The organism is Sodalis praecaptivus, from assembly GCF_000517425.1.
Lineage (GTDB): Bacteria > Pseudomonadota > Gammaproteobacteria > Enterobacterales > Enterobacteriaceae > Sodalis_A > Sodalis_A praecaptivus.
The window spans coordinates 478628-501876 of record NZ_CP006569.1 but is presented as its reverse complement, the minus strand read 5'-3'; the positions used below and the strand labels follow the sequence as shown (position 1 = coordinate 501876).

The window sequence follows — 23249 nt, the reverse complement described above, 5'->3', positions numbered from 1 at the left end:
CGTGCTTGGCTGAACACAACGGGTCAATTATGAAAATTATTATCCTTGGTGCGGGGCAGGTCGGCGGAACGCTGGCGGAAAACCTGGTCGGTGAGAATAATGACATCACCATCGTCGATACCAATCCTGACCAGTTGCGTCAGTTGCAGGACAAGTTTGATCTGCGCGCGATCCAGGGGCACGGATCCCATCCGCGGGTTCTGCGCGATGCCGGGGCGGAGGATGCCGATATGCTGGTGGCGGTCACCAACTCCGATGAAACCAATATGATTGCCTGTCAAATAGCCTATACGCTGTTCAAAACCCCTAACCGTATCGCCCGCATCCGCTCCCACGATTATGTCCGCGAGGCGGAGCGGCTGTTTTCGCCGGAAGCGGTGCCTATCGATCATTTAATATCCCCCGAGCAGCTGGTCACCGATAACATCTATAAACTGATTGAGTATCCCGGCGCGCTGCAGGTGGTCAATTTCGCCGAAGGCAAAGTTAGCCTGGTGGCGGTCAAGGCCTATTATGGTGGGCCGCTGGTCGGCAATGCCCTCTCTTCCCTGCGCGAACATATGCCGCACATCGAAACGCGCGTCGCGGCGATTTTTCGCCAGGACCGGCCAATCCGCCCGCAGGGTTCGACGATTATCGAGGCGGGCGATGAGGTATTTTTCGTGGTCGCCTCGCAGCATATCCGCGCGGTGATGAGCGAAATGCAGCGGCTGGAAAAGCCCTATAAGCGCATTATGATTGTCGGCGGCGGTAATATCGGCGCCGGCCTGGCTTATCGGCTGGAAAAAGATTACAGCGTGAAGCTGATTGAGCGCGATCAAGAGCGGGCCGCGGAGCTGGCGGAACGGCTGCATGATACTATCGTCTTTTATGGCGATGCCTCCGATCAGGAGCTACTGGCGCAGGAGCATATTGAGCAGATCGACGTTTTTATCGCCATCACCAACGACGATGAAGCCAATATCATGTCCGCCATGCTGGCCAAACGGATGGGCGCGAAAAAGGTATTGGTACTTATCCAGCGGCGCGCCTATGTGGATCTGGTGCAGGGCAGCGTTATCGACATCGCTATTTCTCCACAACAGGCCACGATATCCGCGCTGCTGGGGCATGTGCGCAAGGCAGATATCGTCAGCGTCTCCTCGCTGCGGCGGGGAGTGGCGGAGGCGATTGAGGCCATCGCACACGGCGACGAGAGCACCTCGCGGGTGGTTGGCCGCCATATTGACGCCATCAAACTGCCGCCCGGCACTATCATTGGCGCGATTGTGCGCGGCGATGAAGTGATTATCGCCAATCGCAACAGCCGTATCGAACAGGGCGACCATGTGATCATGTTCCTGACCGATAAAAAGTTTGTCAGCGATGTGGAACGGTTGTTCCAACCCAGTCCCTTTTTCCTTTAAGCATCGACATGTCGAAGGCCTATTCGGAAAAATACCCCCTGGTAAATCATTCATCCTTTGTTAGACTTAGTTCATTCACAAATGATGGAGCAAGCCTATGAGTTTCTTACAAGAATTCCGCAAATTCGCGATGCGTGGCAACGTGGTCGACCTGGCGGTCGGTATTATCATCGGTGCCGCTTTCGGCAAAATCGTCTCTTCTTTAGTGGCCAACGTCATCATGCCGCCGCTGGGGTTGCTGATCGGCGGGATTGATTTTAAGCAATTCAGTTGGGTGCTCAAGCCGGCGCAGGGAGACACGCCGGCGGTGGTCATGGAGTATGGTATTTTCCTGCAAAATATCTTTGATTTCATCATCGTAGCCTTTGCCGTGTTCTGTATCATTAAACTTATTAACAGAATGCATCGCAAAGAGGCGGAAAAACCGGCCGAGCCGCCGAAACCGAGTGCGGAAGAGACGCTGCTTACCGAGATTCGCGATCTCTTGAAACAGCAAAACAATGCCGTAGCGCCGGGTACAACGACGATAAGCGGCCAAACGCCGCCGCCTAAACTCTAAGGTAATTAACGGGCCGCAGCCGAAAACGTTAATCCACACGCTGTTCGGCAGCAAACCAGAAAACCAGTGGCAACCGTATCAATGATGCGTTTGCCACTGGCCTCCCAGTTCTTCCCCTGCTGGTGTTTACGATTGTAACTGCCTTTCCCTTTCTTATTTTTTTCGCGCCGTTGACGAAACAGCGGATCGTGCAGCAGTGCCGCAAGCGCGTTGTCTTGAATAGTGCCTTTGGTGTGGCGATAGTTTTCTTTCATAGCCGTTCTCTCGTCTAGTTGATTAATGCGCTAGCGCTTTTGCGTCAAGTTCGTGCAAAACGCGCGCGCAGTTGTTGCTGGTAATGCTGATGTAAAAAATCTGTGCTGAGCCCGGACTGTCGCAGCTTCATCTCCAACAGCCGCAGCCTGGCATCCAGAGGCGCGAAACGAGGGTCGTCCTCGCACAGCGTGTGGAGCAGATCCGCAAGCTGCAAGGCTTCTTTGCGATCCTGCAGCTCCGCCGGCAGGTAGCCGGCGTTTTTGAGCAGCCGGTAGCCGGTACGCAGCGTTTCCGGCACGGCGCTGTCGTCATCCAACTGCAGCGGCTTGCCATAGCCAGGCAGCGCATCAAACTCTCCCGCCTGCTGCGCTTGCTGTATATGACGTTCGGCCCAGTCGTCAATGAGTCCCATTGTGTTACCTCAACGTGTTTAACACAAGGCAGTCGCCCGATACGGCCCGGGTTAAATTAGCGTTATACTAACCGAACGCAAGATATCGTCACAACCTCATAAAGGGATTAAACTACCGCTTACTCGCACTAGACGACAACAGCCGGCATACCACTGTGGGCCAGCGTGCTGTTGATTACGCGTTAAGGGAAGACGAAAGCGCTGACGCTTTAGATATCACCCTAGTATAGCATTGGCGGAGGCATAAAAGAGTGCTTTTTGTGAAAAACACTCTTCAGTAAGTTTGCTGTAAATCTGTCAAGATGTACGACTAAGTAAACATAAACACCAAAGATTACTTATCTACTAATTGAATAGACCACAAAATCGATCTTATCTTTGCCGACTTTTTGGGCGACCAATTCAATATTTCCGGGGCCTTTAAATTCAGAATTAACTATTCTGACCGTCTCCATCATTGGATCGATACGAATACCAATCTTGCCTGTAATATGCAAATCGTTTTCCGGGTAACGAGCGACAGAAACATTGCACTCGTACAAGGTAGCTTCGGTGACAGGCGTCAAAGGAGTATATCCCAGTTCACCTAAGCCTTTGACAGATTTGATGTCCTCGACGATACCAAGCCTACCGCCACTAAAAGACATTTTAAACTTACCTTCTTCATTATTAATATTATCCACCAAACGAATATTAAGAGTGAATCCATCCTTGCCTTGTGTAATTGACATATTGTATTCCTTTTAGTAAAAAAATTAAGCTTAGTGAATTATCGAAGCAGAAGTTTCTCCTGGCCGATGAAAGAATTCTATCAGCATGGTTAACACCAAAAAAATGAGGCATGTTGTTTGACAATCAAACGAGAATTTAACGACAGCAACATCGTCACCATTAACTTTATTCAAGAAAAACTGCTTGTTAAATTATTTTCAACACTATCGCAGGTTCTGCTGCCACGTCTCTCATTTCATATAATAGTGTTAATTACGCTAACCAATAGTTCAAAAAATGACTAATGATTCTTTAATATTAGTTAGGTATAGGGCAGTCGTTATATTTAATATTAAATTCAAACGCAGGCACTGGGTTTTGTCATCGCGATGCACTCAATCTATGTATCGAAAGAATTTACGCGTAATCAATTCACGCGTATAATTTAGCGTTAAGGAAGATATCCGTCATTGATTATCCTGGTAATTTGAACTTTTGTATAAGCAATTCGCTTCAACAGATTGGCGGGATCAGGCCACGGGGTGATAACGATACATCTTTGAGACTGAGCAAGCTGATGGCTCTTATCTTTATCAGGCTAACTAATAGAGCTAGTTTTGGCGACCTCAGCAATACACATCGCTTGACAGCCTTTCCTCGCAGGTGGCGAGCGTGATTAAAGACGGTTCGAGAAGCCAGCCATTTGTTGTATTCATTGATAAATACAGAAGCCAACAATCACGGACGTCAGGCGCATATATGCCTTAGAAAAAAAACCTTTTTGACAAAGACGTATTTTTACAGTCACAATATCTTGGTTAATCATTAAGCGACAGCTGTCATAAGGAGGGTATTTCTCTTGACGCACCCGGTCCATAGCTTCGTTCACGATAATTTTTAGTCTGGGTAAATTCAAATTAAATCGTTTTATTCAAGGGGGAAGACTGGCAACCTTCTTTACAGATTAAATGGAGCTTGCCCAGTAGAAGGCAGGGCGCCATAACGTTATCTCCATAAGATTATTTCACCCCCCCTTTTACCGAACTTCTGTAATCGAAAATAGTCATCGTTGCACAAACTTGCTCGCAGGAGTTTTACCTGACCGAAATGATTAAATCCCAGCTTCATCATGATGGTGGCTACGGGGTGGAAAAAGTTCCCATAAAAGACGGTCATTTCACAACGTTTGATGTCGGCATAAGTGTTACGAGATTTTCGCTTAACATGGTAAGTCTTTCCATTTTTAGCTGTCATGTGAGTCTTACAGCAGTTTCCTCCTTTGTATTTCATGATATAGTTTTTATTATCGAAAGCAGAAGTGATTGCACCCGAAATTTTGTTACGAATAAAGATAGATTCTGTTGTATTCATTTTCATCATTCCTATTTTTGCTGCCAACAACATCAACATATAATGTTTCCGCCACCCCATCGAACGTATATTTTAACATCCTTTAGCTTTCCCGGGCCTCAGTAGATGTTGTGCATTAGTCAGAACGCAATGAATAAACTCTTATGGTGCTGGAGACGTGAATTCTGACGTTAGCTCAATCATTTCATGATTTTATATCTTTATTTATCATGCTATCTTTGTATATCAATTACATAAGCTTGTTCCTAATCTCATTTTCTGACAGGTGTTTAGATAATAAGGCATGAGGAGTGGTGTATAAATGCAACATATCAATTCGTAATCATAGTTTTTTTTTCGGTTTAACGCCGTGCATCATGCACACTCTTCCGGGAAAACAGTGTGACAACGCCCCTCCGGATTTAGCAACAACGGCAATTAAACACCAGACTTTATTAATATGATTTAACGCGTAGAAAGTTCGCAGCTCCCTGCCGAGTGTGTGAAAACCGGCGGTATGAACCGGCCTTAAGCCTTGTGCGCGGCGACATACAACAGTACATCCCTCGTTTAGCTGTGAGCCGCTAGCGAGACAGCGTTCCTGCGTCTAAGGCATTTACTCTCAGCAGCGTATCCTATCATCCTACTTACTGAGGTGATTAACCCAGGTTTTCACTAGACAACAATAAAGCTTTCCGACCAAAGCGATGCGACGACGGCCGTGCTAGGTGGCCAAGTGCTTCAAGCTAGTGCTTCCGACGATGACCATTATCAGTTATATGATGCAACATCTGTTTACATTGGTAATGTAAATAAGTATATTTCTCATTTGTTTTACCAACATTAATTACAAATTAAATAATTTCACATCCAGGATTGGCATCACCTTGATGCCGCTTGACGATAACAAATGAGATAGGAGAGGTAATGTTTTCCGCCAATGATTCATCAATGGGGCGCGGGCCATCGTATTTGGCCGCCGCCATTGCCTTGGCATTGATGCCAAGCGCCGCCTTTGCCGCTTCCGCCGCCACCGACAGCACTGAAGAGACCATTGTTGTGAAAGGGACCACCGATGCCGACGCGGCAGCGGACAGCCAGAATCAGGATTACAGCGTCCCGACCACGACCAGCGGCACCAAAATGCCGATGGTGTTGCGCGATATTCCGCAGTCGGTCAGTATCATCAGCCAACAGCGGATGGCGGATCAACAGCTCCATTCGCTGGGTGATGTGATGACATACACCACCGGGATCAGTAGGAACCTGTCAGGATCGGATCGCGACCTCTATTATTCCCGCGGTTTCCAAATAGACAATTACATGGTCGATGGCATTCCCACCTATTTCGAGTCTCGCTGGAACTTGGGCGATTCCGCGACGGATACCGCGCTCTATGACCGGGTAGAAGTGGTGCGAGGCGCCAATGGGCTAATGACGGGAACGGGCAACCCTTCCGCGGCGATCAATATGGTGCGCAAACATGCGACCAGCCGTGAGTTTAAAGGCGATCTTACCGCCGAATACGGTAGCTGGGACAAACAACGGTATGTGGCCGATTTGCAAAGCCCTCTTACTGAAAGCGGCAACGTGCGCGGCCGCATCGTGGCCGGCTATCAGGATAACGACTCGTGGCTCGATCGCTATAACAATAAGAAAACCTTCTTCTCAGGCATCATTGATGCCGATCTGAGCGACTCCACGAGTCTCGCCGCCGGATACGAATATCAGCGCATCGATACCAATAGCCCGACCTGGGCAGGCTTGCCGCGCTGGAATAGCGATGGCAGCGTCAGGCACTACGACCGAGCCCACAGCACCGCGCCGGACTGGGCCTACAATGATAAAGAAATCAATAAGTTTTTCGTCACTTTGACCCAGCGTTTCGCCGATAATTGGCAGGCCACGCTAAACGCCACCCATACCAATACCAAATTTGATAGCCAGATGATGTATCTGGACGCGGTAGTCAACAAAGAGACCGGGCAATTAGTCGGCCCCTATGGCAACTATGGCGCCGGCTATGATTATGTCGGCGGGACGGGCTGGAACACCGGCGAGCGCAAAGTGGATTCGGTCGATCTGTTCACCGACGGCAAATATGAACTGTTGGGACGTCAGCATACCGTAATGCTGGGAGGCAGCTACAGCCGGCAAACCAACCGCTACCTGAACACCTGGGCCAACATTTATCCTGACGAGTTAGGGAGTTTCTACGATTATGACGGTAATTTCCCAGAAACCCAATGGGGCCAACAGACCGTCGCGCAGGATGATAAAACCTACATGAAATCGCTGTACGCAGCGACCCGCATTTCATTAGCCGATCCGCTAAACCTGATTATTGGCGCCCGTTATACCAACTGGCGCATTGATGCCATGACCTACAGTATGGAGAAAAACCATACCTCGCCCTACGCGGGTTTGGTGTATGACATTGATGAAAACTGGTCGGCCTACGCCAGTTATACTTCTATCTTCCAGCCACAAAACTACCGCGACAGCTCGGGTAAATACCTCGCGCCCATCACCGGTAACAACTATGAAATCGGGGTGAAATCCGACTGGATGGGTAGCCGCCTGACCACAACGTTAGCCGTCTTCAGAATTGAGCAGGATAACGTCGCGCAAAGCACCGGCCAGATAATTCAAGGATCCACCGACACCGCTTATCGGGGCGTGGACGGCACCGTAAGCAAAGGGGTGGAATTCGAGATTAACGGAGCCATAACCGATAATTGGCAAATGACGTTCGGCGCCACGCGCTATGTCGCCACCGATAGCGATAACAAAGCGGTGAGCCCGGAACTGCCGCGCACCACGCTCAAACTGTTCACCAGCTATCGTCCGCAGGTTGCGCCGGATTTGACGGTGGGCGGCGGGGTCAATTGGCAGAACCACGTGTACCAGGATATCTCCACCGCCTACGGTACTTGGCGTGCGGAACAGGGCAGCTATGCGGTGGTCGACTTGTTCAGCCGCTACCAGCTGACCAAAAATCTGTCGATACAGGCCAACATTCACAACTTGTTTGATAAAACCTACGATACCAGCGTTTCCAATACGATCGTTTACGGCGAGCCGCGCAACTTTAGCCTCTCAGCAAACTACCATTTCTAACGCTTAATGACGGCGGGAGCATGCGCTCCCGTCTTAGTCTCGGTTGGTATAAATCCATTGCAGATAGGCAGAATTTCGCAACGACTACCCGCGCTAGAAAAGACGAGAAGAGGCTGAATAGACATCTAGCGATCGCATTTACCGGATTGGCGGCCATAACGCGCCCGATGCTGGCGGCGACGGGGCCTGTCTTCTAACGTCACCCTCATACAATAGGCTCATCGCTATCGAACAGGAGATCTTGATAACTTTCAATGTCTGATAATGAAACCGTGCCACTCTCTTCGCTGTCGGAGGAGTTCCATCTTGAGGACGACCGGCTGTCATTAAAGCCTCTATCCATCAACAACTTGACGATATCTTTATGTCCTAATTTTTCCGCCAGCCTGAGTGGCGTTATTTGTTTCCTTGCGCCTCTGAAATTGACATCCCATAGTGAGAAACCATTTCCATTAGCGCCTTTATCAAGCAGAAGCTTCACTTTATCATAATCATTTCTCTCTATAGCAAAATACAGCGGCGTATATTGGTACTGATGATAATTCATGAAGTTATCTGCTCCGGGTAACCTACGTTTTTGTAAAAAACTTAATGTTGCAAAATCATCGACCTTAAAGCCCATATCAATAATTTTTTTGACCACGGTCGTCCCCGGGGTAAAAATAATTGCCTTAGTCATTGCCGAATGACCATCAGCATCATATAAATTGACATTCAAGCCCCTTGGCTCCATAAGCGCGAGAAGCGTCATAAGCATGTCATCATCGATGCCCGAAGATAGGGCTATCATAGCGGCCGTCTCCTTTCGGTCGTTAACCCTGTTGATATCGCCCTCTTTGTTAATCAGTTTGCCCGACAGTTCGAGGAAAGCTTGTCGTGTAGCCTCACTGAGGTCCGCATCAGTGACGTAATGAGAAAACAACAACATCAATACCGTGTTCCCATCATCATCAGTTATCTTGTGATCCGCGCCCATCTCCAGAAGGTGGGTGGCGATGTGATAACGCCCTTTTCTTAATGCGTACATGAGTAAGGTGTTTTTATCGCTGTCAATCTCAACATCAATACTGATATCTGCCGCTTTGGCGTTTTCCAGCGCGGCAATAAATGCATTGTGATCGCCTGTAACTATCCTATTCTTCAAATCAGCGACGAGGTACGCTGACGAAGCTGATGTGGCAAAAGGATAATGACTTAATGAAGATGAAATACTGGAAATAGGCATCAATCGCTCCTTCTCATGGGTTAAGTAGTAACTTTTCTGACCATAACGCTGAGTTGAGTCAATATTAGACCCTGTATATTCATTTTTTCATTAACGAAAGTTTTTTAACACGACGAGTAAGAAGCGCTATTGGCACATATCTTATGCAGCTCTTATTAATTGATAAATTATCTCGATGGCGCAGGTCAGGGGTTGATTTGGGACAATGCCATCGTGCCTTATCGCCGGCTATGGAAACGGTGACGGCAATGGGGAAGGGATTTTTGCGGCGGTTGTCGGCAGAAGGGAAAATTCAGCTCAGCTACGGTGGCAGCGCCAACAGAGAATATTGCGGGCTGCGGATGTGCCTTGAGTCGCCGACATGGACGCTTGCGCGCTAAAACAACCACTGCGCTACACGTATTACGCCAAGCGGCAGGCAACTTTGGGGCATAAAAAAACCGGGCTAGGCCCGGCTTTTTACAAGCTTGCACAACGGCAGATTACTCTGCAGTCGCTTCCGCTGCTGGAGCTGTTGCTTCAGCGCGATCAACGAGTTCGATGTATGCCATCGGCGCGTTGTCGCCTGCACGGAAGCCACACTTCAGAATGCGAGTGTAACCACCGGCGCGGCTCGCGAAACGCGGGCCCAGCTCGTTAAACAGTTTTGCCACGATCTCGTTATCACGAGTGCGGGCGAATGCCAGACGACGATTTGCAACGCTGTCGGTCTTGGCAAGTGTAATCAGCGGTTCAACAACGCGGCGCAGCTCTTTCGCTTTCGGCAGGGTCGTCTTGATGATTTCATGACGAACCAAAGAGCCGGCCATGTTACGGAACATAGCCTGGCGATGGCTGCTGTTACGGTTCAGTTGACGACCACTCTTACGATGGCGCATGACCTTATCCTTCTCAGTAAAACCTTAACCTGTGATCGGGTTATTCATCAGCGATACTTGCCGGAGGCCAGTTCTCAAGGCGCATGCCCAGAGACAACCCACGGGAAGCCAACACGTCTTTGATCTCGGTAAGAGATTTTTTACCAAGGTTGGGCGTTTTCAGCAACTCAACCTCGGTGCGCTGTACCAGATCACCGATGTAGTGGATAGCTTCTGCCTTGAGGCAGTTAGCAGAGCGGACAGTCAATTCCAGATCGTCAACGGGGCGCAGCAGGATCGGATCGAATTCTGGTTTCTCTTCTTTCACTTCCGGCTGACGTACATCACGTAAGTCAACGAAAGCTTCCAGTTGTTCAGCCAGAATGGTTGCCGCACGGCGGATCGCCTCTTCAGGATCGATCGTGCCGTTGGTTTCCATTTCGATAACCAGCTTGTCCAGGTCGGTACGCTGCTCAACGCGCGCTGCTTCCACATTGTAGGCGATACGCTCTACGGGGCTATAGCATGCGTCTACCAGCAGACGACCGATCGGGCGCTCATCTTCTTCCGAATGAATTCGGGCAGAAGCCGGAACATAACCACGACCACGCTGAACCTTGATACGCATATTGATGGATGCGTTTTCATCGGTCAGGTGGCACAGGACATGCTGCGGCTTGACGATTTCGACATCCCCATCATGGGTGATGTCGGCTGCGGTCACAGGGCCAATGCCAGATTTATTCAGGGTCAAGACAACGTCATCTTTACCTTGAACTCTCACCGCCAGCCCTTTCAGGTTGAGCAGAATCTCCAGGATGTCTTCCTGTACACCTTCTTTGGTGCTGTACTCGTGCAGTACACCATCAATCTCAACCTCGGTCACCGCGCAACCCGGCATCGATGAAAGCAGAATACGGCGCAGTGCGTTACCCAGAGTATGGCCAAAGCCACGCTCTAAGGGCTCAAGGGTCACCTTGGCGTGCGTCGAACTGACTTGCTCGATATCTACCAGGCGCGGTTTTAGAAACTCTGTCACAGAACCCTGCATTGTGTCCTCTCTTTGGTACTAAGCCTTACTTAGAGTAAAGCTCGACGATCAGGTGTTCATTAATGTCCGCAGACAGATCGGTACGTTCTGGAATACGTTTGAACACCCCTTCCATCTTAGCAGCGTCGACTTCAAGCCAGGTCGGCTTTTCACGCTGCTCAGCCAGTTCCAATGAGGCACGAACACGGGATTGCTTTTTCGCTTTCTCACGGATGCTGACAACGTCATTCGGAGTAACCTGGTAAGAAGCGATGTTGACAACGCGGCCGTTCACCATGATCGCCTTGTGGCTGACCAATTGACGCGATTCAGCGCGGGTAGCACCAAAGCCCATGCGGTAAACAACGTTGTCGAGACGACCTTCCAGCAACTGCAACAGGTTTTCACCGGTATTGCCTTTCAGGCGTGCTGCTTCTTTGTAGTAGTTGCGGAATTGACGTTCCAGCACGCCGTAGATACGACGAACTTTTTGTTTTTCACGCAACTGTACGCCGTAATCAGACAGACGCGGTTTACGCGCACCGTGCTGACCGGGCGGTTGCTCAATTTTGCACTTGGAATCGATCGCACGAACGCCAGACTTCAGGAATAGGTCTGTGCCCTCACGACGGCTCAGCTTGAGCTTAGGACCCAAATATCTTGCCATTTTCTTTCTCCAACTAACCTAAAAGCGGCGTTATACGCGGCGCTTTTTAGGCGGACGACAACCGTTATGGGGGATCGGAGTCACATCAGTAATGTTCGTGATGCGGAAACCAGCCGCGTTCAACGCGCGGACGGTAGACTCGCGGCCCGGACCTGGTCCTTTAACCATAACTTCCAGATTCTTGATGCCATATTCTTTCACTGCTTCAGCGCAACGTTCTGCTGCAACCTGTGCGGCGAAAGGCGTGGACTTACGAGAACCACGGAAACCGGAACCACCGGCGGTCGCCCAACCCAACGCATTACCCTGACGATCGGTAATAGTTACGATGGTATTGTTGAAAGACGCATGGATATGAGCCACACCATCTGAAACTTGTTTTTTAACACGCTTACGTGCACGAATAGGTGCCTTAGCCATTATTTACTCACCCCGATTATTTCTTGATCGGTTTGCGCGGACCCTTACGGGTACGGGCATTGGTCTTGGTACGCTGACCGCGGACCGGAAGACCACGACGATGACGCAAACCACGATAGGTACCAAGGTCCATCAGACGCTTGATACTCAGGGTTACTTCACGGCGCAGATCGCCTTCGACAACAAACTTGGCAACTGCGTCACGCAGCGTGTCAATCTGCTCTTCAGACAGCTCACTGATCTTAACATTTTCAGCAATACCCGTAGCCGCGCAGATGTGCTGCGAGCGGGTTTTGCCGATACCGTAGATTGATGTTAGGGCAATAACGGTATGTTTATGATCAGGAATGTTAATGCCTGCTATACGGGCCACTATGCACTCCTAAAATTTTTAACGGCAACACCATTCTGAAAAGCCCGTTTTCAGGATACTCAAACAATGTTGCAGCGACATACAAAAGATTGGCTGGCTAATCTAGCCAGCTCAACCCAACTTTGCAAGAAAAAAATGCCGGAAATATTAGCCTTGGCGTTGTTTATGCTTAGGCTCAGCGCTGCAAATCACACGAACGACACCGTTACGCTTAACGATTTTGCAGTTGCGACATAATTTCTTGACGGAAGCACGAACTTTCATTTTTACTCTCCGTAACTTCTCAAGCTTCCCGAATTAGCGGTTATAGCCTTTCAGGTTTGCTTTCTTCAATGCGGACTCGTATTGACTCGACATCATCAGAGTCTGCACTTGAGCCATAAAGTCCATGATAACCACAACGACGATCAATAAAGACGTGCCCCCAAAATAGAAGGGAACTTTCATTGCGTCACGCATGAACTCCGGGATTAGGCAGATAAAGGTAATGTACATGGCGCCGACCAGCGTGAGGCGGGTCATCACCTTATCAATATACCTTGCCGTTTGCTCTCCCGGACGAATGCCTGGTACAAATGCACCGGACTTCTTCAGGTTATCTGCTGTCTCGCGCGGGTTGAACACCAACGCCGTGTAAAAGAAACAGAAGAATATGATTGCAGCCGCATATAGTAACACATAAAGCGGTTGACCAGGCTGCAAATAGAGCGAAATCGCAGACAGCCAGCCCCAACCTGTGCCGCCTCCGAACCAGGATGCAATCGTGGCCGGAAACAGAATGATACTGGAGGCGAAAATTGCCGGGATAACCCCGGCCATGTTCACTTTCAGCGGCAAATGCGTGCTCTGGGCCGCATAAACGCGACGTCCTTGCTGACGCTTGGCGTAGTTAACGACGATACGACGCTGACCACGTTCAACGAACACCACGAAAAACGTCACCGCGAACACCAGAACTGCAACCAATAGCAACACGAGGAAGTGCATATCGCCTTGTCGAGCTTGCTCTATGGTGTGGCCGATGGCAGGCGGCAAGCCCGCTACGATACCCGCGAAGATAATGATGGAGATACCGTTGCCGATACCTCGTTCAGTGATCTGCTCACCCAGCCACATCAGGAACATTGTCCCGCAGACCAGGCTCACTACCGCAGTAAAGTAAAACGCAAAGCCTGGATTAATCACCAGACCTTGCATTCCCGGCATATTCGGCAAACCGGTTGCGATACCGATTGACTGAAATATTGCCAACACCAGGGTGCCGTAGCGCGTGTACTGGCTGATTTTACGTCTGCCAGCCTCGCCCTCTTTTTTAATCTCCGCCAGCGCCGGGTGTACCACCGTGAGCAGCTGGATGATGATCGATGCCGAGATATACGGCATGATCCCCAATGCGAAGATAGAAGCACGGCTGAGCGCACCACCAGAGAACATGTTGAACATTTCTATGATGGTGCCGCGCTGCTGTTCGAGCAATTTCGCAAGTACGGTGGCATCAATACCAGGGATCGGAATAAAAGAGCCGATGCGGAAGACAATAAGCGCCCCGATAACAAACAGAAGTCTGCGTTTCAGTTCACCCAGTCCGCCTTTGGCGCTTTGAAAATCTAATCCCGGTTGTTTAGCCATCTGCTACTTATTCCTCAATTTTACCGCCGGCAGCTTCGATTGCGGCACGCGCGCCTTTGCTTACACGCAGGCCACGCACGGTAACCGCACGTTTGACTTCGCCGGACAGCATGATTTTGGCGAATTCAGTTTGGATGCCAACGATGTTAGCGGCTTTCAGCGCGTTCAGATCCACGACTTCGCCTTCAACGTGCGCCAAATCGGACAGGCGGACTTCCGCGGTGACCATGGATTTGCGCGACGTAAAGCCGAATTTCGGCAGACGACGGTACAGAGGCATCTGGCCGCCTTCAAACCCGCGACGTACGCCACCGCCAGAACGAGACTTCTGACCTTTGTGACCGCGACCGCCGGTTTTGCCCAAGCCAGAACCAATACCGCGGCCTGGACGCTTAGAGGCGTGTTTGGAACCCTCAGCCGGAGACAGAGTATTTAAACGCATCTCTTACTCCTCAACTTTGACCATGTAGGAAACCAAATTGACCATACCGCGTACTGCAGGCGTATCTTCACGCTCTACGGTGTGGCCAATGCGACGCAGGCCCAAGCCAACCAGAGTTGCCTTGTGTTTCGGCAGACGACCGATGGAACTGCGAGTCTGAGTGATTTTAATAGTCTGTGCCATGGTCAATTACCCCAGAATTTCTTCAACGGATTTACCACGCTTGGCAGCGACCATTTCAGGAGACTTCATATTGCCAAGAGCGTCGATAGTTGCACGAACCACGTTGATCGGGTTGGTGGAACCATAGGCTTTTGCCAGTACGTTGTGAACCCCTGCGACTTCCAGGACGGCGCGCATTGCACCACCGGCGATAATACCGGTACCTTCGGAAGCCGGCTGCATGAACACGCGGGAACCCGTATGCGCACCTTTAATCGGGTGCTGCAGGGTGCCGCTGTTCAGCGCGACATTCATCATGTTGCGACGGGCTTTTTCCATCGCTTTCTGGATCGCTGCCGGAACTTCGCGTGCTTTGCCGTAGCCAAAACCAACGCGACCGTTACCATCACCAACAACCGTCAGTGCGGTAAAGCTGAAAATACGGCCACCTTTTACGGTTTTAGATACGCGGTTTACCGCGATCAGCTTTTCCTGCAGTTCGCCAGCTTGTTTTTCGATGTGTGCCATCTTACACCCTCACCTTAGAACTGAAGGCCAGCTTCACGGGCAGCATCTGCCAGTGCCTGGACTCGACCATGATATTGGAACCCGGAACGGTCAAAGGACACATCTTTAATGCCTTTTTCCAGCGCGCGCTCGGCAATAGTTTTACCTACTGCGGCGGCGGCGTCTTTGTTACCGGTACCCTTTAATTGCTCCACGATAGCTTTTTCTACAGTAGAAGCGGCTACCAGGACTTCAGAACCGTTTGGTGCAATAACCTGTGCGTATATATGACGCGGGGTACGATGTACCACCAGGCGGGTTGCACCCAATTCCTGGAGCTTGCGGCGTGCGCGGGTCGCACGACGGATACGAGCTGCTTTCTTATCCATAGTGTTACCTTACTTCTTCTTAGCCTCTTTGGTACGCACGACTTCGTCGGCGTAACGAACACCCTTGCCTTTATAAGGCTCAGGACGACGATAGGCACGCAGATCTGCCGCAACCTGGCCAATAGTCTGCTTATCAGCGCCTTTCAGCACGATTTCAGTTTGGCTCGGGCATTCTGCGGTGATACCTGCCGGCAGTTGATGGTCGATGGGGTGAGAAAAGCCCAGAGACAAATTCACCACATTACCTTTCACTGCAGCACGGTAACCTACACCTACCAGCTGTAGCTTTTTAGTGAAGCCGTCGGTCACACCAATCACCATGCCGTTCAGCAGCGCACGAGTCGTGCCTGCAAGCGCCCAACCATTGGCATGGCCTTCGCGCGGAGCAAAGGTCAGCTGGTTATCAGCATGCTGAACGTCAACAGCTTCGTGGATAGTACGAGTCAGCTCGCCGTTTTTACCCTTAATCGAAATATCCTGACCGTTGAGTTTTACCTCTACGCCGGCAGGAATGACGACGGGTGCTTTAGCAACACGAGACATTCTTTCCTCCCAATTACGCTACGTAGCAGATAATCTCGCCACCAAGACCAGCCTGGCGAGCCGCACGATCAGTCATGACACCTTTAGAGGTAGAAACAACCGCGATACCCATGCCTGCCATCACTTTCGGCAGCGCATCTTTTTTCTTATAGATACGCAGGCCGGGGCGGCTGATACGCTGAATGCTTTCTACCACCGGCTTACCCTGGAAGTACTTAAGTACCAGTTCCAGCGTCGGCTTGGTGTCGCCTTCAACTTTGTAATCTTCAATAAAGCCTTCTTCTTTCAGCAAGTTGGCAATTGCCACTTTAAGCTTGGAGGAAGGCATGGAGACCGCGGTTTTGTTCGCGGTTTGACCGTTACGGATACGGGTCAGCATATCCGCGATCGGATCTTGCATGCTCATCTGTCTTTACTCCCGTGATTCAATTGGTGACAATTTACCAGCTAGCCTTTCTCAGACCCGGGATTTCACCGCGCATAGCGGCTTCACGGACCTTGATACGGCTCAACCCGAATTTCCGCAGGAAAGCGTGCGGACGACCAGTTTGGCGGCAGCGGTTACGCTGACGAGACGGGCTGGAATCACGCGGCAGAGTCTGCAGCTTGAGAACCGCATCCCAACGTTCTTCATCGGAAGCATTCACGTCGGAAATGATGGTTTTAAGTTCAGCGCGTTTTGCGAAGAATTTATCAGCTAATTTCACGCGTTTTACTTCGCGTGCTTTCATGGATTGTTTAGCCATCAGTAACCCTACCTTACTTGCGGAATGGGAAGTTAAAGGCGGTCAACAGCGCACGGCCTTCATCATCGGATTTCGCAGTGGTGGTGATGGTAATATCCAAGCCACGAACGCGATCGACTTTGTCATAGTCGATTTCCGGGAAGATGATCTGTTCACGCACGCCCATGCTGTAGTTGCCACGGCCATCGAATGACTTGGCGGACAGGCCACGGAAGTCACGGATACGCGGTACAGCAATGGAAATCAGTCGCTCGAAGAACTCCCACATGCGTTCGCCACGCAGGGTTACTTTACAACCGATCGGATAGCCCTGACGGATTTTGAAGCCAGCAACAGATTTGCGTGCTTTGGTGATAAGCGGCTTTTGGCCTGAAATCGCGGTCAAATCGGCTGTGGCGTTATCCAGCAGCTTTTTATCGGCGATTGCTTCACCCACACCCATATTCAGGGTGATCTTCTCGACCCGAGGGACTTGCATGACAGAATGGTAGCCGAACTGTTTCATCAGTTGAGAGACTACTTCGTCTTTGTAGTAATCATGCAGTTTCGCCATCGTACTACTCCAAATTACTTAATAGTTTCGCCGTTAGATTTGAAGACACGTACTTTCTTACCGTCTTCAATCTTAAAGCCCACACGGTCCGCCTTGCTGGAAGCCGCATTGAAGATTGCAAGGTTGGAAAGATCGATTGCCGCTTCTTTCTCAACGATGCCGCCCGGCTGGTTCATGGCCGGCACTGGTTTTTGATGCTTCTTAACCAGATTGATACCTTCAACAATGGCCTTGCCGGTAGACAGGACATTTTTTACTTTACCGCGCTTACCTTTATCTTTGCCGGTCAGCACGATAACTTCGTCATCACGACGGATTTTCGCTGCCATGATTCGCTCCTTAGAGTACTTCAGGTGCCAGGGAAATGATCTTCATGAACTTTTCGGTACGCAGTTCACGAGTCACCGGCCCAAAAATACGCGTACCGATAGGTTGCTCACTGTTGTTGTTCAACAAAACACAAGCATTACCATCGAAGCGAACGACAGAACCGTCAGGGCGACGAACACCCTTCTTGGTGCGCACCACTACCGCCTTCAGGACATCACCTTTTTTTACTTTGCCACGAGGAATCGCTTCCTTGATGGTAATTTTGATAATGTCGCCGACGCCTGCGTAGCGACGGTGCGAGCCACCTAGAACCTTGATACACATTACGCGACGTGCACCGGAGTTGTCGGCCACGGTCAGCATAGTCTGTTCTTGGATCATGTTAGTGCTCCGCTAATGTCAACTACTACTTATACTTAATGACCTGAATCGGTCGTAAGAAAAAACCCCATAATACAGGGCGCAGCATTATAACACCGCTCCTGGTGTATGGGTAGAAAAAATAAACGGCTCAAAGGACGAGCCGTTTATCTGTTTAGAGCGCGCTTACCGTTTTACAGGATCGCTTTCTCTACAACGCGAACCAGCGTCCAGGACTTGGTCTTGGAAATCGGACGGCATTCGCTGATTTCAACGATGTCGCCGATATTGCTGTCATTGTTCTCGTCATGTACGTGGAGCTTGGTCGTACGTTTGATGAACTTGCCGTAGATCGGGTGTTTCACAAAACGTTCAATGGCCACAACGATGGATTTCTCCATTTTGTCGCTAACCACACGACCTTGCAGAGTACGGATTTGGTCACTCATTACGCACCCGCCTTCTCAGTCAATAACGTCTTCACGCGCGCAACATTGCGGCGCACCTGCTTTAACAGGTGAGTCTGCTGCAGCTGGCCGCTGGCAGCCTGCATACGCAGGTTGAATTGCTCGCGCAGCAGGTTCAGCAGTTCGGTGTTCAGCTCTTCAGCGCTTTTTTCACGCAGCTCATTTGCTTTCATTACATCACCGTCTTAGTTACAAAGGTGGTTTTAATCGGCAGTTTTGCTGCTGCCAGCTTGAAGGCTTCACGGGCAAGCTCTTCCGGAACGCCGTCCATTTCGTACAGGACTTTTCCCGGCTGAATCAAGGCAACCCAGTATTCCACGTTACCTTTACCTTTACCCATACGCACTTCAAGCGGCTTTTCGGTGATCGGTTTGTCCGGGAAAATCCGGATCCAGATCTTACCTTGACGCTTAACTGCACGTGTCATGGCACGACGTGCTGCTTCGATTTGACGAGCGGTCAAACGACCACGGCCAACAGCTTTCAGACCGAAAGTACCGAAGCTAACATCCGTACCCGCTGCCAGGCCACGGTTGCGGCCTTTGTGCATCTTACGGAATTTTGTACGCTTTGGTTGTAACATCAGCGACTCTCCTTACTTGCGGCCTTTACGCTGCTGCTTTTTAGGTTGAGCAGCCGGTTCCGGTTGTTCAACGGCAGCCATACCACCTAAGATCTCACCTTTGAAGATCCACACTTTTACGCCGATGACACCATAAGTGGTGTGCGCTTCGGAGGTGTTGTAGTCGATATCCGCACGCAGGGTGTGCAACGGAACACGACCTTCGCGGTACCATTCGGTACGCGCGATTTCAGCGCCGCCCAGACGGCCGCTGACTTCAACCTTGATCCCCTTGGCGCCAAGACGCATGGCGTTCTGCACGGCACGTTTCATCGCGCGACGGAACATAACACGGCGTTCCAGCTGCGAAGAGATGCTGTCGGCCACCAGTTTGGCGTCCAGTTCCGGCTTACGGACTTCGGCGATGTTAATCTGCGCCGGGACGCCAGCGATATCCGCTACGACCTTACGCAGTTTTTCGACGTCTTCGCCTTTCTTGCCGATCACGATGCCCGGACGAGCGGTGTGAATGGTCACACGGATGCTCTTGGCCGGACGCTCGATCACCACGCGGGAAACCGAAGCTTTCGACAATTCCTTGGTCAGGAACTGACGAACTTTAAAGTCGCTGTCCAGGTTGTCAGCGAATTCTTTAGTATTCGCATACCAGGTAGAGTTCCAGGGTTTGACGATACCCAGGCGAATACCATTAGGATGTACTTTCTGACCCATTGCTAGTCTCCAGAGTCTCAGCGATCGGACACAACCACAGTAATGTGGCTGGTGCGCTTCAGGATACGATCTGCACGACCCTTGGCACGCGGCATAATGCGCTTCATGCTCGGGCCAGCGTCGACGAAAATCTTCGCGACTTTCAGATCATCGATATCTGCGCCATCGTTGTGTTCAGCGTTAGCAATGGCAGACTCCAGTACTTTCTTCACCAGACCAGCAGCTTTCTTGTTGGTATAGGTCAGAACTTCCAGAGCTTGCGACACTTTCTTACCGCGAATCAGGTCAGCCACCAGGCGAACCTTTTGAGCAGAAGAACGAGCGTGGCGATGTTGAGCGATAGTTTCCATCTCTTCCTCCTACCTTAGCGCTTCTTGGCCTTTTTGTCGGCCGCATGGCCGCGATAAGTACGCGTCGGCGCGAATTCACCCAGTTTGTGACCGACCATTTCATCGGCGACAAAAACGGGTACGTGCTGACGACCATTATGGACAGCGATGGTCAAACCGATCATTGTTGGAAAGATCGTTGAACGACGGGACCAAGTGCGAATAGGCTTCTTGTCACCGCTTTCCACCGCTTTCTCTACCTTCTTCAGCAAGTGCAGGTCAATAAATGGACCTTTCTTGAGAGAACGTGGCATGGTTTATCCTCTAATATTATTTGCTACGGCGACGTACGATGAACTTATCAGTACGCTTATTGCTACGGGTCTTCTTACCTTTGGTCTGAATGCCCCACGGCGATACCGGGTGCTTACCAAAGTTACGACCTTCACCACCACCGTGCGGGTGGTCCACCGGGTTCATCGCCGTACCGCGAACGGTCGGACGGATGCCACGCCAGCGGCTGGCGCCGGCTTTACCCAGTACACGCAGCATATGTTCGGCATTACCTACTTCGCCCAGGGTCGCGCGGCATTCAGACTGAATTTTGCGCATCTCACCGGAACGCAGACGCAGCGTGACATAAGCGCCATCACGAGCCACGATCTGAACATAAGCACCGGCGGAACGCGCCAGCTGACCACCTTTACCCGGTTTCATTTCCACGTTATGCACGGTGGAACCAACCGGAATATTGCGCATCGGCAGAGCGTTACCGGCTTTGATTGCCGCATCGACGCCAGATTGAATCTGATCACCGGCCTTCAGGCCTTTCGGTGCCAGGATGTAACGACGTTCACCATCTTTGTACAACACCAGCGCGATGTTGGCGGAACGGTTAGGATCATACTCCAGACGTTCTACCACTGCCGGGATACCGTCTTTATTGCGTTTGAAGTCAATCAGACGATAATGTTGCTTGTGGCCACCGCCGATATGGCGCGTAGTGATACGGCCATTGTTGTTACGGCCACCGGATTTGCTGAGGGTTTCCAGCAACGGGGCATAAGGTTTGCCCTTGTGCAGCTCAGGGTTGACCACTTTAACAACGTGGCGACGACCCGGAGATGTCGGTTTACATTTAACAATTGCCATTGTTCTTACTCCTCCGACTTACTCTGCGCCGCCGATGAAGTCCAGGTTCTGGCCTTCTTTCAGGGTGACGTAAGCTTTTTTCCAGTCGCTACGACGACCGATACGCTGTCCGTGACGTTTGGTTTTCCCTTTGACAACCAGGGTACGCACGTCATTGACTTCGACTTCAAACAGTTTATGCACAGCGGCTTTGATTTCTGCTTTGGTCGCATCTTTAGCTACTTTGAGAACGATGGTGTTGTGTTTTTCCATCGCGGTAGATGCTTTTTCAGAAACATGCGGCGCGCGCAGTACTTTTAGCAGACGTTCTTCACGAATCATGCCAGCATCTCCTCAACTTGCTTAACAGCGTCAGCCGTCATAACAACTTTGTCGAAGGCGATCAGGCTAACCGGGTCGATACCATTAGCATCGCGTACGTCTACTTTGTAGAGGTTACGCGCGGCCAGGAACAGGTTTTCGTCCAGTTCGCCGGTAATGATCAGCACATCTTCCAACGCCATGTCTCTCAGTTTCTGTGCCAGCAGCTTGGTTTTCGGCGCTTCGACAGAGAACTGTTCAACAACGATCAAACGATCCTGACGTACCAGTTCAGACAGGATGCTTTTCAGCGCCCCGCGGTACATCTTCTTATTCACTTTCTGACTGTGATCCTGCGGCTTGGCGGCAAAGGTCACGCCACCAGAACGCCAGATCGGGCTCTTAACGCTACCGGAACGCGCACGGCCGGTACCCTTCTGACGCCAGGGTTTTTTACCGGAACCGGTGACTTCGGCACGGGTCTTCTGACCACGGGTCCCCTGCCGGGCACCTGCTGCGTAAGCCACAACAACCTGGTGGACCAGCGCTTCGTTGAAGTCACGCCCGAAGGTAGTTTCGGAAACAGTCAGCGCGCTTTGCGCGTCTTTCAATACCAATTCCATTCCTATCTCCTCGACGTTACGCCTTGACAGCCGGTTTAACGATCAGGTCACCACCGGTTGCTCCCGGGACGGCGCCTTTGACCAGCAGCAGGTTGCGTTCTACGTCAACACGTACCACGTCCAGGCTCTGAACGGTTACGCGCTCGTTGCCCAGCTGGCCTGCCATTTTCTTGCCCTTGAATACTTTGCCCGGAGTCTGGTTCTGACCGATGGAACCCGGAACGCGGTGGGACAAGGAGTTACCGTGGGTAGCATCCTGGGTACGGAAGTTCCAGCGCTTTACAGTGCCGGCAAATCCTTTACCTTTGGAGGTACCAGTAACGTCGACTTTTTTAACATCAGCAAACAGTTCTACGGTGATGCTCTGGCCAACGGTGACTTCTTCGCCGTCTTCGACGCGGAATTCCCACAGACCACGGCCGGCTTCAACGCCCGCCTTCGCAAAATGACCGGCTTCCGGTTTGGTTACGCGGTTGGCTTTTTTGGTGCCGGCGGTAACCTGGATTGCGCGGTATCCGTCGTTTTCCAGATCTTTAACCTGGGTCACGCGGTTTGCTTCAATTTCAATAACGGTGACGGGGATAGAAACGCCATCTTCGGTGAAGATGCGAGTCATGCCCACTTTACGTCCGATTAAACCCTTCATTGTTTCAACCTCTCAATCGTTCAACGACCTGATTAACCCAGGCTGATCTGCACGTCTACACCGGCAGCCAGGTCCAGACGCATCAGAGCATCAACGGTTTTTTCGGTTGGCTCAACGATGTCAACCAGACGCTTATGAGTGCGGATTTCATACTGATCGCGCGCATCTTTGTTGACGTGCGGAGAGATCAGAATGGTAAAGCGCTCTTTGCGGGTCGGCAGCGGGATCGGACCACGTACCTGGGCACCGGTACGCTTGGCAGTCTCGACGATTTCCGCGGTTGATTGATCGATCAGACGATGATCAAACGCTTTCAAACGGATACGGATTCTTTGGTTCTGCATGAGACCAGAGCTCCAATTATTTATAAACGTAAAAAACTACTCCTCACA

36 protein-coding genes are annotated in these 23249 nt (G+C 50.8%); 3 read left to right on the top strand and 33 right to left on the bottom strand.

Annotated elements, in window-relative coordinates; all coding sequences use genetic code 11:
* Positions 1-29: 29 nt before the first annotated feature.
* Positions 30-1406, top strand: a complete 1377-nt coding sequence (gene trkA / locus SANT_RS02320; RefSeq protein WP_025420699.1) for a Trk system potassium transporter TrkA — start codon at positions 30-32, stop codon at positions 1404-1406.
* Positions 1407-1503: 97 nt separating this feature from the next.
* Positions 1504-1965: a large-conductance mechanosensitive channel protein MscL gene (gene mscL, locus SANT_RS02315; RefSeq protein WP_025420698.1), complete on the top strand. Its 462-nt coding sequence runs from the start codon at positions 1504-1506 to the stop codon at positions 1963-1965.
* 5 nt (positions 1966-1970) lie between these two features.
* Here mscL and SANT_RS02310 read toward each other — a convergent pair whose 3' ends face one another.
* The 4 genes from SANT_RS02310 to SANT_RS02295 form a co-directional block, all read right to left on the bottom strand.
* Entirely contained in the window at positions 1971-2219 is a 249-nt protein-coding gene (locus tag SANT_RS02310; RefSeq protein ID WP_025420697.1) for an alternative ribosome-rescue factor A, read from the bottom strand.
* Positions 2220-2263: 44 nt separating this feature from the next.
* On the bottom strand, positions 2264-2632 hold the full coding sequence (locus SANT_RS02305) for a DUF1992 domain-containing protein (protein ID WP_025420696.1): 369 nt from the start codon (positions 2630-2632) through the stop codon (positions 2264-2266).
* Positions 2633-2970: 338 nt separating this feature from the next.
* Positions 2971-3363, bottom strand: a complete 393-nt coding sequence (locus SANT_RS02300; protein WP_025420695.1) for a hypothetical protein — start codon at positions 3361-3363, stop codon at positions 2971-2973.
* Positions 3364-4348: 985 nt separating this feature from the next.
* On the bottom strand, positions 4349-4753 hold the full coding sequence (locus SANT_RS02295) for a hypothetical protein (protein ID WP_025420694.1): 405 nt from the start codon (positions 4751-4753) through the stop codon (positions 4349-4351).
* Positions 4754-5620: 867 nt separating this feature from the next.
* On the opposite strand from SANT_RS02295, the gene fhuE reads away from it, so the two are divergent.
* Positions 5621-7813, top strand: coding sequence for a ferric-rhodotorulic acid/ferric-coprogen receptor FhuE (fhuE, locus tag SANT_RS02290; RefSeq protein WP_025420693.1), 2193 nt, complete (start codon positions 5621-5623; stop codon positions 7811-7813).
* Between the two features lie 205 nt (positions 7814-8018).
* Here the strand turns inward: fhuE and SANT_RS02285 are convergent, their stop codons facing one another.
* The 29 genes from SANT_RS02285 to rpsJ all read right to left on the bottom strand — a co-directional run bounded on the left by SANT_RS02285 (position 8019) and on the right by rpsJ (position 23201).
* Positions 8019-9038 carry an ankyrin repeat domain-containing protein gene (locus tag SANT_RS02285; RefSeq protein WP_025420692.1) on the bottom strand — a complete coding sequence of 340 codons (1020 nt, stop codon included), beginning with the start codon at positions 9036-9038 and terminating at the stop codon, positions 8019-8021.
* Positions 9039-9520: 482 nt separating this feature from the next.
* The gene (gene rplQ, locus SANT_RS02280) at positions 9521-9916 is read right to left on the bottom strand and encodes a 50S ribosomal protein L17 (RefSeq protein ID WP_025420691.1); all 396 of its coding nucleotides are present in this window, start codon (positions 9914-9916) and stop codon (positions 9521-9523) included.
* A 40-nt stretch (positions 9917-9956) separates the two neighbouring features.
* The gene (locus SANT_RS02275) at positions 9957-10946 is read right to left on the bottom strand and encodes a DNA-directed RNA polymerase subunit alpha (RefSeq protein WP_025420690.1); all 990 of its coding nucleotides are present in this window, start codon (positions 10944-10946) and stop codon (positions 9957-9959) included.
* 25 nt (positions 10947-10971) lie between these two features.
* Positions 10972-11592 carry a 30S ribosomal protein S4 gene (rpsD, locus tag SANT_RS02270; RefSeq protein ID WP_011412065.1) on the bottom strand — a complete coding sequence of 207 codons (621 nt, stop codon included), beginning with the start codon at positions 11590-11592 and terminating at the stop codon, positions 10972-10974.
* Positions 11593-11622: 30 nt separating this feature from the next.
* Complete coding sequence (gene rpsK / locus SANT_RS02265; protein ID WP_025420689.1) at positions 11623-12012, bottom strand: 30S ribosomal protein S11; 390 nt, start codon at positions 12010-12012, stop codon at positions 11623-11625.
* Positions 12013-12028: 16 nt separating this feature from the next.
* Entirely contained in the window at positions 12029-12385 is a 357-nt protein-coding gene (gene rpsM / locus SANT_RS02260; protein ID WP_025420688.1) for a 30S ribosomal protein S13, read from the bottom strand.
* 147 nt (positions 12386-12532) lie between these two features.
* Positions 12533-12649 carry a 50S ribosomal protein L36 gene (gene rpmJ / locus SANT_RS23175; protein WP_002227352.1) on the bottom strand — a complete coding sequence of 39 codons (117 nt, stop codon included), beginning with the start codon at positions 12647-12649 and terminating at the stop codon, positions 12533-12535.
* Between the two features lie 33 nt (positions 12650-12682).
* Positions 12683-14014 (bottom strand): preprotein translocase subunit SecY, encoded by a 1332-nt coding sequence (gene secY / locus SANT_RS02255; protein WP_025420687.1) that lies wholly within the window; start codon positions 14012-14014, stop codon positions 12683-12685.
* A gap of 7 nt (positions 14015-14021) precedes the next feature.
* A complete protein-coding gene (gene rplO / locus SANT_RS02250; RefSeq protein WP_025420686.1) occupies positions 14022-14456 on the bottom strand; it encodes a 50S ribosomal protein L15 in 435 nt (144 codons plus the stop codon).
* Between the two features lie 3 nt (positions 14457-14459).
* Positions 14460-14639, bottom strand: a complete 180-nt coding sequence (rpmD, locus tag SANT_RS23170) for a 50S ribosomal protein L30 (protein ID WP_011412070.1) — start codon at positions 14637-14639, stop codon at positions 14460-14462.
* A gap of 6 nt (positions 14640-14645) precedes the next feature.
* Entirely contained in the window at positions 14646-15146 is a 501-nt protein-coding gene (rpsE, locus tag SANT_RS02245; RefSeq protein ID WP_025243881.1) for a 30S ribosomal protein S5, read from the bottom strand.
* Between the two features lie 14 nt (positions 15147-15160).
* Positions 15161-15514 (bottom strand): 50S ribosomal protein L18, encoded by a 354-nt coding sequence (gene rplR, locus SANT_RS02240; RefSeq protein ID WP_025243882.1) that lies wholly within the window; start codon positions 15512-15514, stop codon positions 15161-15163.
* Positions 15515-15523: 9 nt separating this feature from the next.
* Complete coding sequence (gene rplF / locus SANT_RS02235) at positions 15524-16057, bottom strand: 50S ribosomal protein L6 (RefSeq protein WP_025420685.1); 534 nt, start codon at positions 16055-16057, stop codon at positions 15524-15526.
* 13 nt (positions 16058-16070) lie between these two features.
* Positions 16071-16463: a 30S ribosomal protein S8 gene (rpsH, locus tag SANT_RS02230; RefSeq protein WP_025420684.1), complete on the bottom strand. Its 393-nt coding sequence runs from the start codon at positions 16461-16463 to the stop codon at positions 16071-16073.
* Between the two features lie 34 nt (positions 16464-16497).
* Positions 16498-16803, bottom strand: coding sequence for a 30S ribosomal protein S14 (gene rpsN / locus SANT_RS02225; RefSeq protein WP_025243885.1), 306 nt, complete (start codon positions 16801-16803; stop codon positions 16498-16500).
* A 13-nt stretch (positions 16804-16816) separates the two neighbouring features.
* Complete coding sequence (gene rplE / locus SANT_RS02220; protein WP_025420683.1) at positions 16817-17356, bottom strand: 50S ribosomal protein L5; 540 nt, start codon at positions 17354-17356, stop codon at positions 16817-16819.
* Positions 17357-17370: 14 nt separating this feature from the next.
* On the bottom strand, positions 17371-17685 hold the full coding sequence (gene rplX, locus SANT_RS02215) for a 50S ribosomal protein L24 (RefSeq protein ID WP_025420682.1): 315 nt from the start codon (positions 17683-17685) through the stop codon (positions 17371-17373).
* A gap of 10 nt (positions 17686-17695) precedes the next feature.
* Positions 17696-18067 carry a 50S ribosomal protein L14 gene (rplN, locus tag SANT_RS02210; protein WP_011412078.1) on the bottom strand — a complete coding sequence of 124 codons (372 nt, stop codon included), beginning with the start codon at positions 18065-18067 and terminating at the stop codon, positions 17696-17698.
* Positions 18068-18240: 173 nt separating this feature from the next.
* The gene (gene rpsQ / locus SANT_RS02205) at positions 18241-18495 is read right to left on the bottom strand and encodes a 30S ribosomal protein S17 (RefSeq protein WP_025243888.1); all 255 of its coding nucleotides are present in this window, start codon (positions 18493-18495) and stop codon (positions 18241-18243) included.
* Positions 18495-18686 (bottom strand): 50S ribosomal protein L29, encoded by a 192-nt coding sequence (gene rpmC / locus SANT_RS02200; protein ID WP_025243889.1) that lies wholly within the window; start codon positions 18684-18686, stop codon positions 18495-18497. The genes rpsQ and rpmC overlap by 1 nt, the downstream gene beginning before the upstream one ends.
* A complete protein-coding gene (rplP, locus tag SANT_RS02195; protein WP_025243890.1) occupies positions 18686-19096 on the bottom strand; it encodes a 50S ribosomal protein L16 in 411 nt (136 codons plus the stop codon). Before rplP ends, rpmC begins: the two co-directional genes overlap by 1 nt.
* A gap of 12 nt (positions 19097-19108) precedes the next feature.
* Positions 19109-19807, bottom strand: coding sequence for a 30S ribosomal protein S3 (rpsC, locus tag SANT_RS02190; protein WP_025420681.1), 699 nt, complete (start codon positions 19805-19807; stop codon positions 19109-19111).
* Between the two features lie 17 nt (positions 19808-19824).
* Positions 19825-20157, bottom strand: coding sequence for a 50S ribosomal protein L22 (rplV, locus tag SANT_RS02185; protein ID WP_011412083.1), 333 nt, complete (start codon positions 20155-20157; stop codon positions 19825-19827).
* A gap of 14 nt (positions 20158-20171) precedes the next feature.
* The gene (rpsS, locus tag SANT_RS02180) at positions 20172-20450 is read right to left on the bottom strand and encodes a 30S ribosomal protein S19 (protein WP_011412084.1); all 279 of its coding nucleotides are present in this window, start codon (positions 20448-20450) and stop codon (positions 20172-20174) included.
* 16 nt (positions 20451-20466) lie between these two features.
* The gene (rplB, locus tag SANT_RS02175; RefSeq protein ID WP_025420680.1) at positions 20467-21288 is read right to left on the bottom strand and encodes a 50S ribosomal protein L2; all 822 of its coding nucleotides are present in this window, start codon (positions 21286-21288) and stop codon (positions 20467-20469) included.
* 18 nt (positions 21289-21306) lie between these two features.
* On the bottom strand, positions 21307-21609 hold the full coding sequence (gene rplW, locus SANT_RS02170; RefSeq protein WP_011412086.1) for a 50S ribosomal protein L23: 303 nt from the start codon (positions 21607-21609) through the stop codon (positions 21307-21309).
* Positions 21606-22211 carry a 50S ribosomal protein L4 gene (gene rplD, locus SANT_RS02165; protein ID WP_025420679.1) on the bottom strand — a complete coding sequence of 202 codons (606 nt, stop codon included), beginning with the start codon at positions 22209-22211 and terminating at the stop codon, positions 21606-21608. The genes rplW and rplD overlap by 4 nt, the downstream gene beginning before the upstream one ends.
* Before the next feature lie 16 nt (positions 22212-22227).
* A complete protein-coding gene (gene rplC / locus SANT_RS02160; protein ID WP_025420678.1) occupies positions 22228-22857 on the bottom strand; it encodes a 50S ribosomal protein L3 in 630 nt (209 codons plus the stop codon).
* A gap of 32 nt (positions 22858-22889) precedes the next feature.
* A complete protein-coding gene (rpsJ, locus tag SANT_RS02155) occupies positions 22890-23201 on the bottom strand; it encodes a 30S ribosomal protein S10 (protein WP_009639175.1) in 312 nt (103 codons plus the stop codon).
* Positions 23202-23249: the final 48 nt, after the last annotated feature.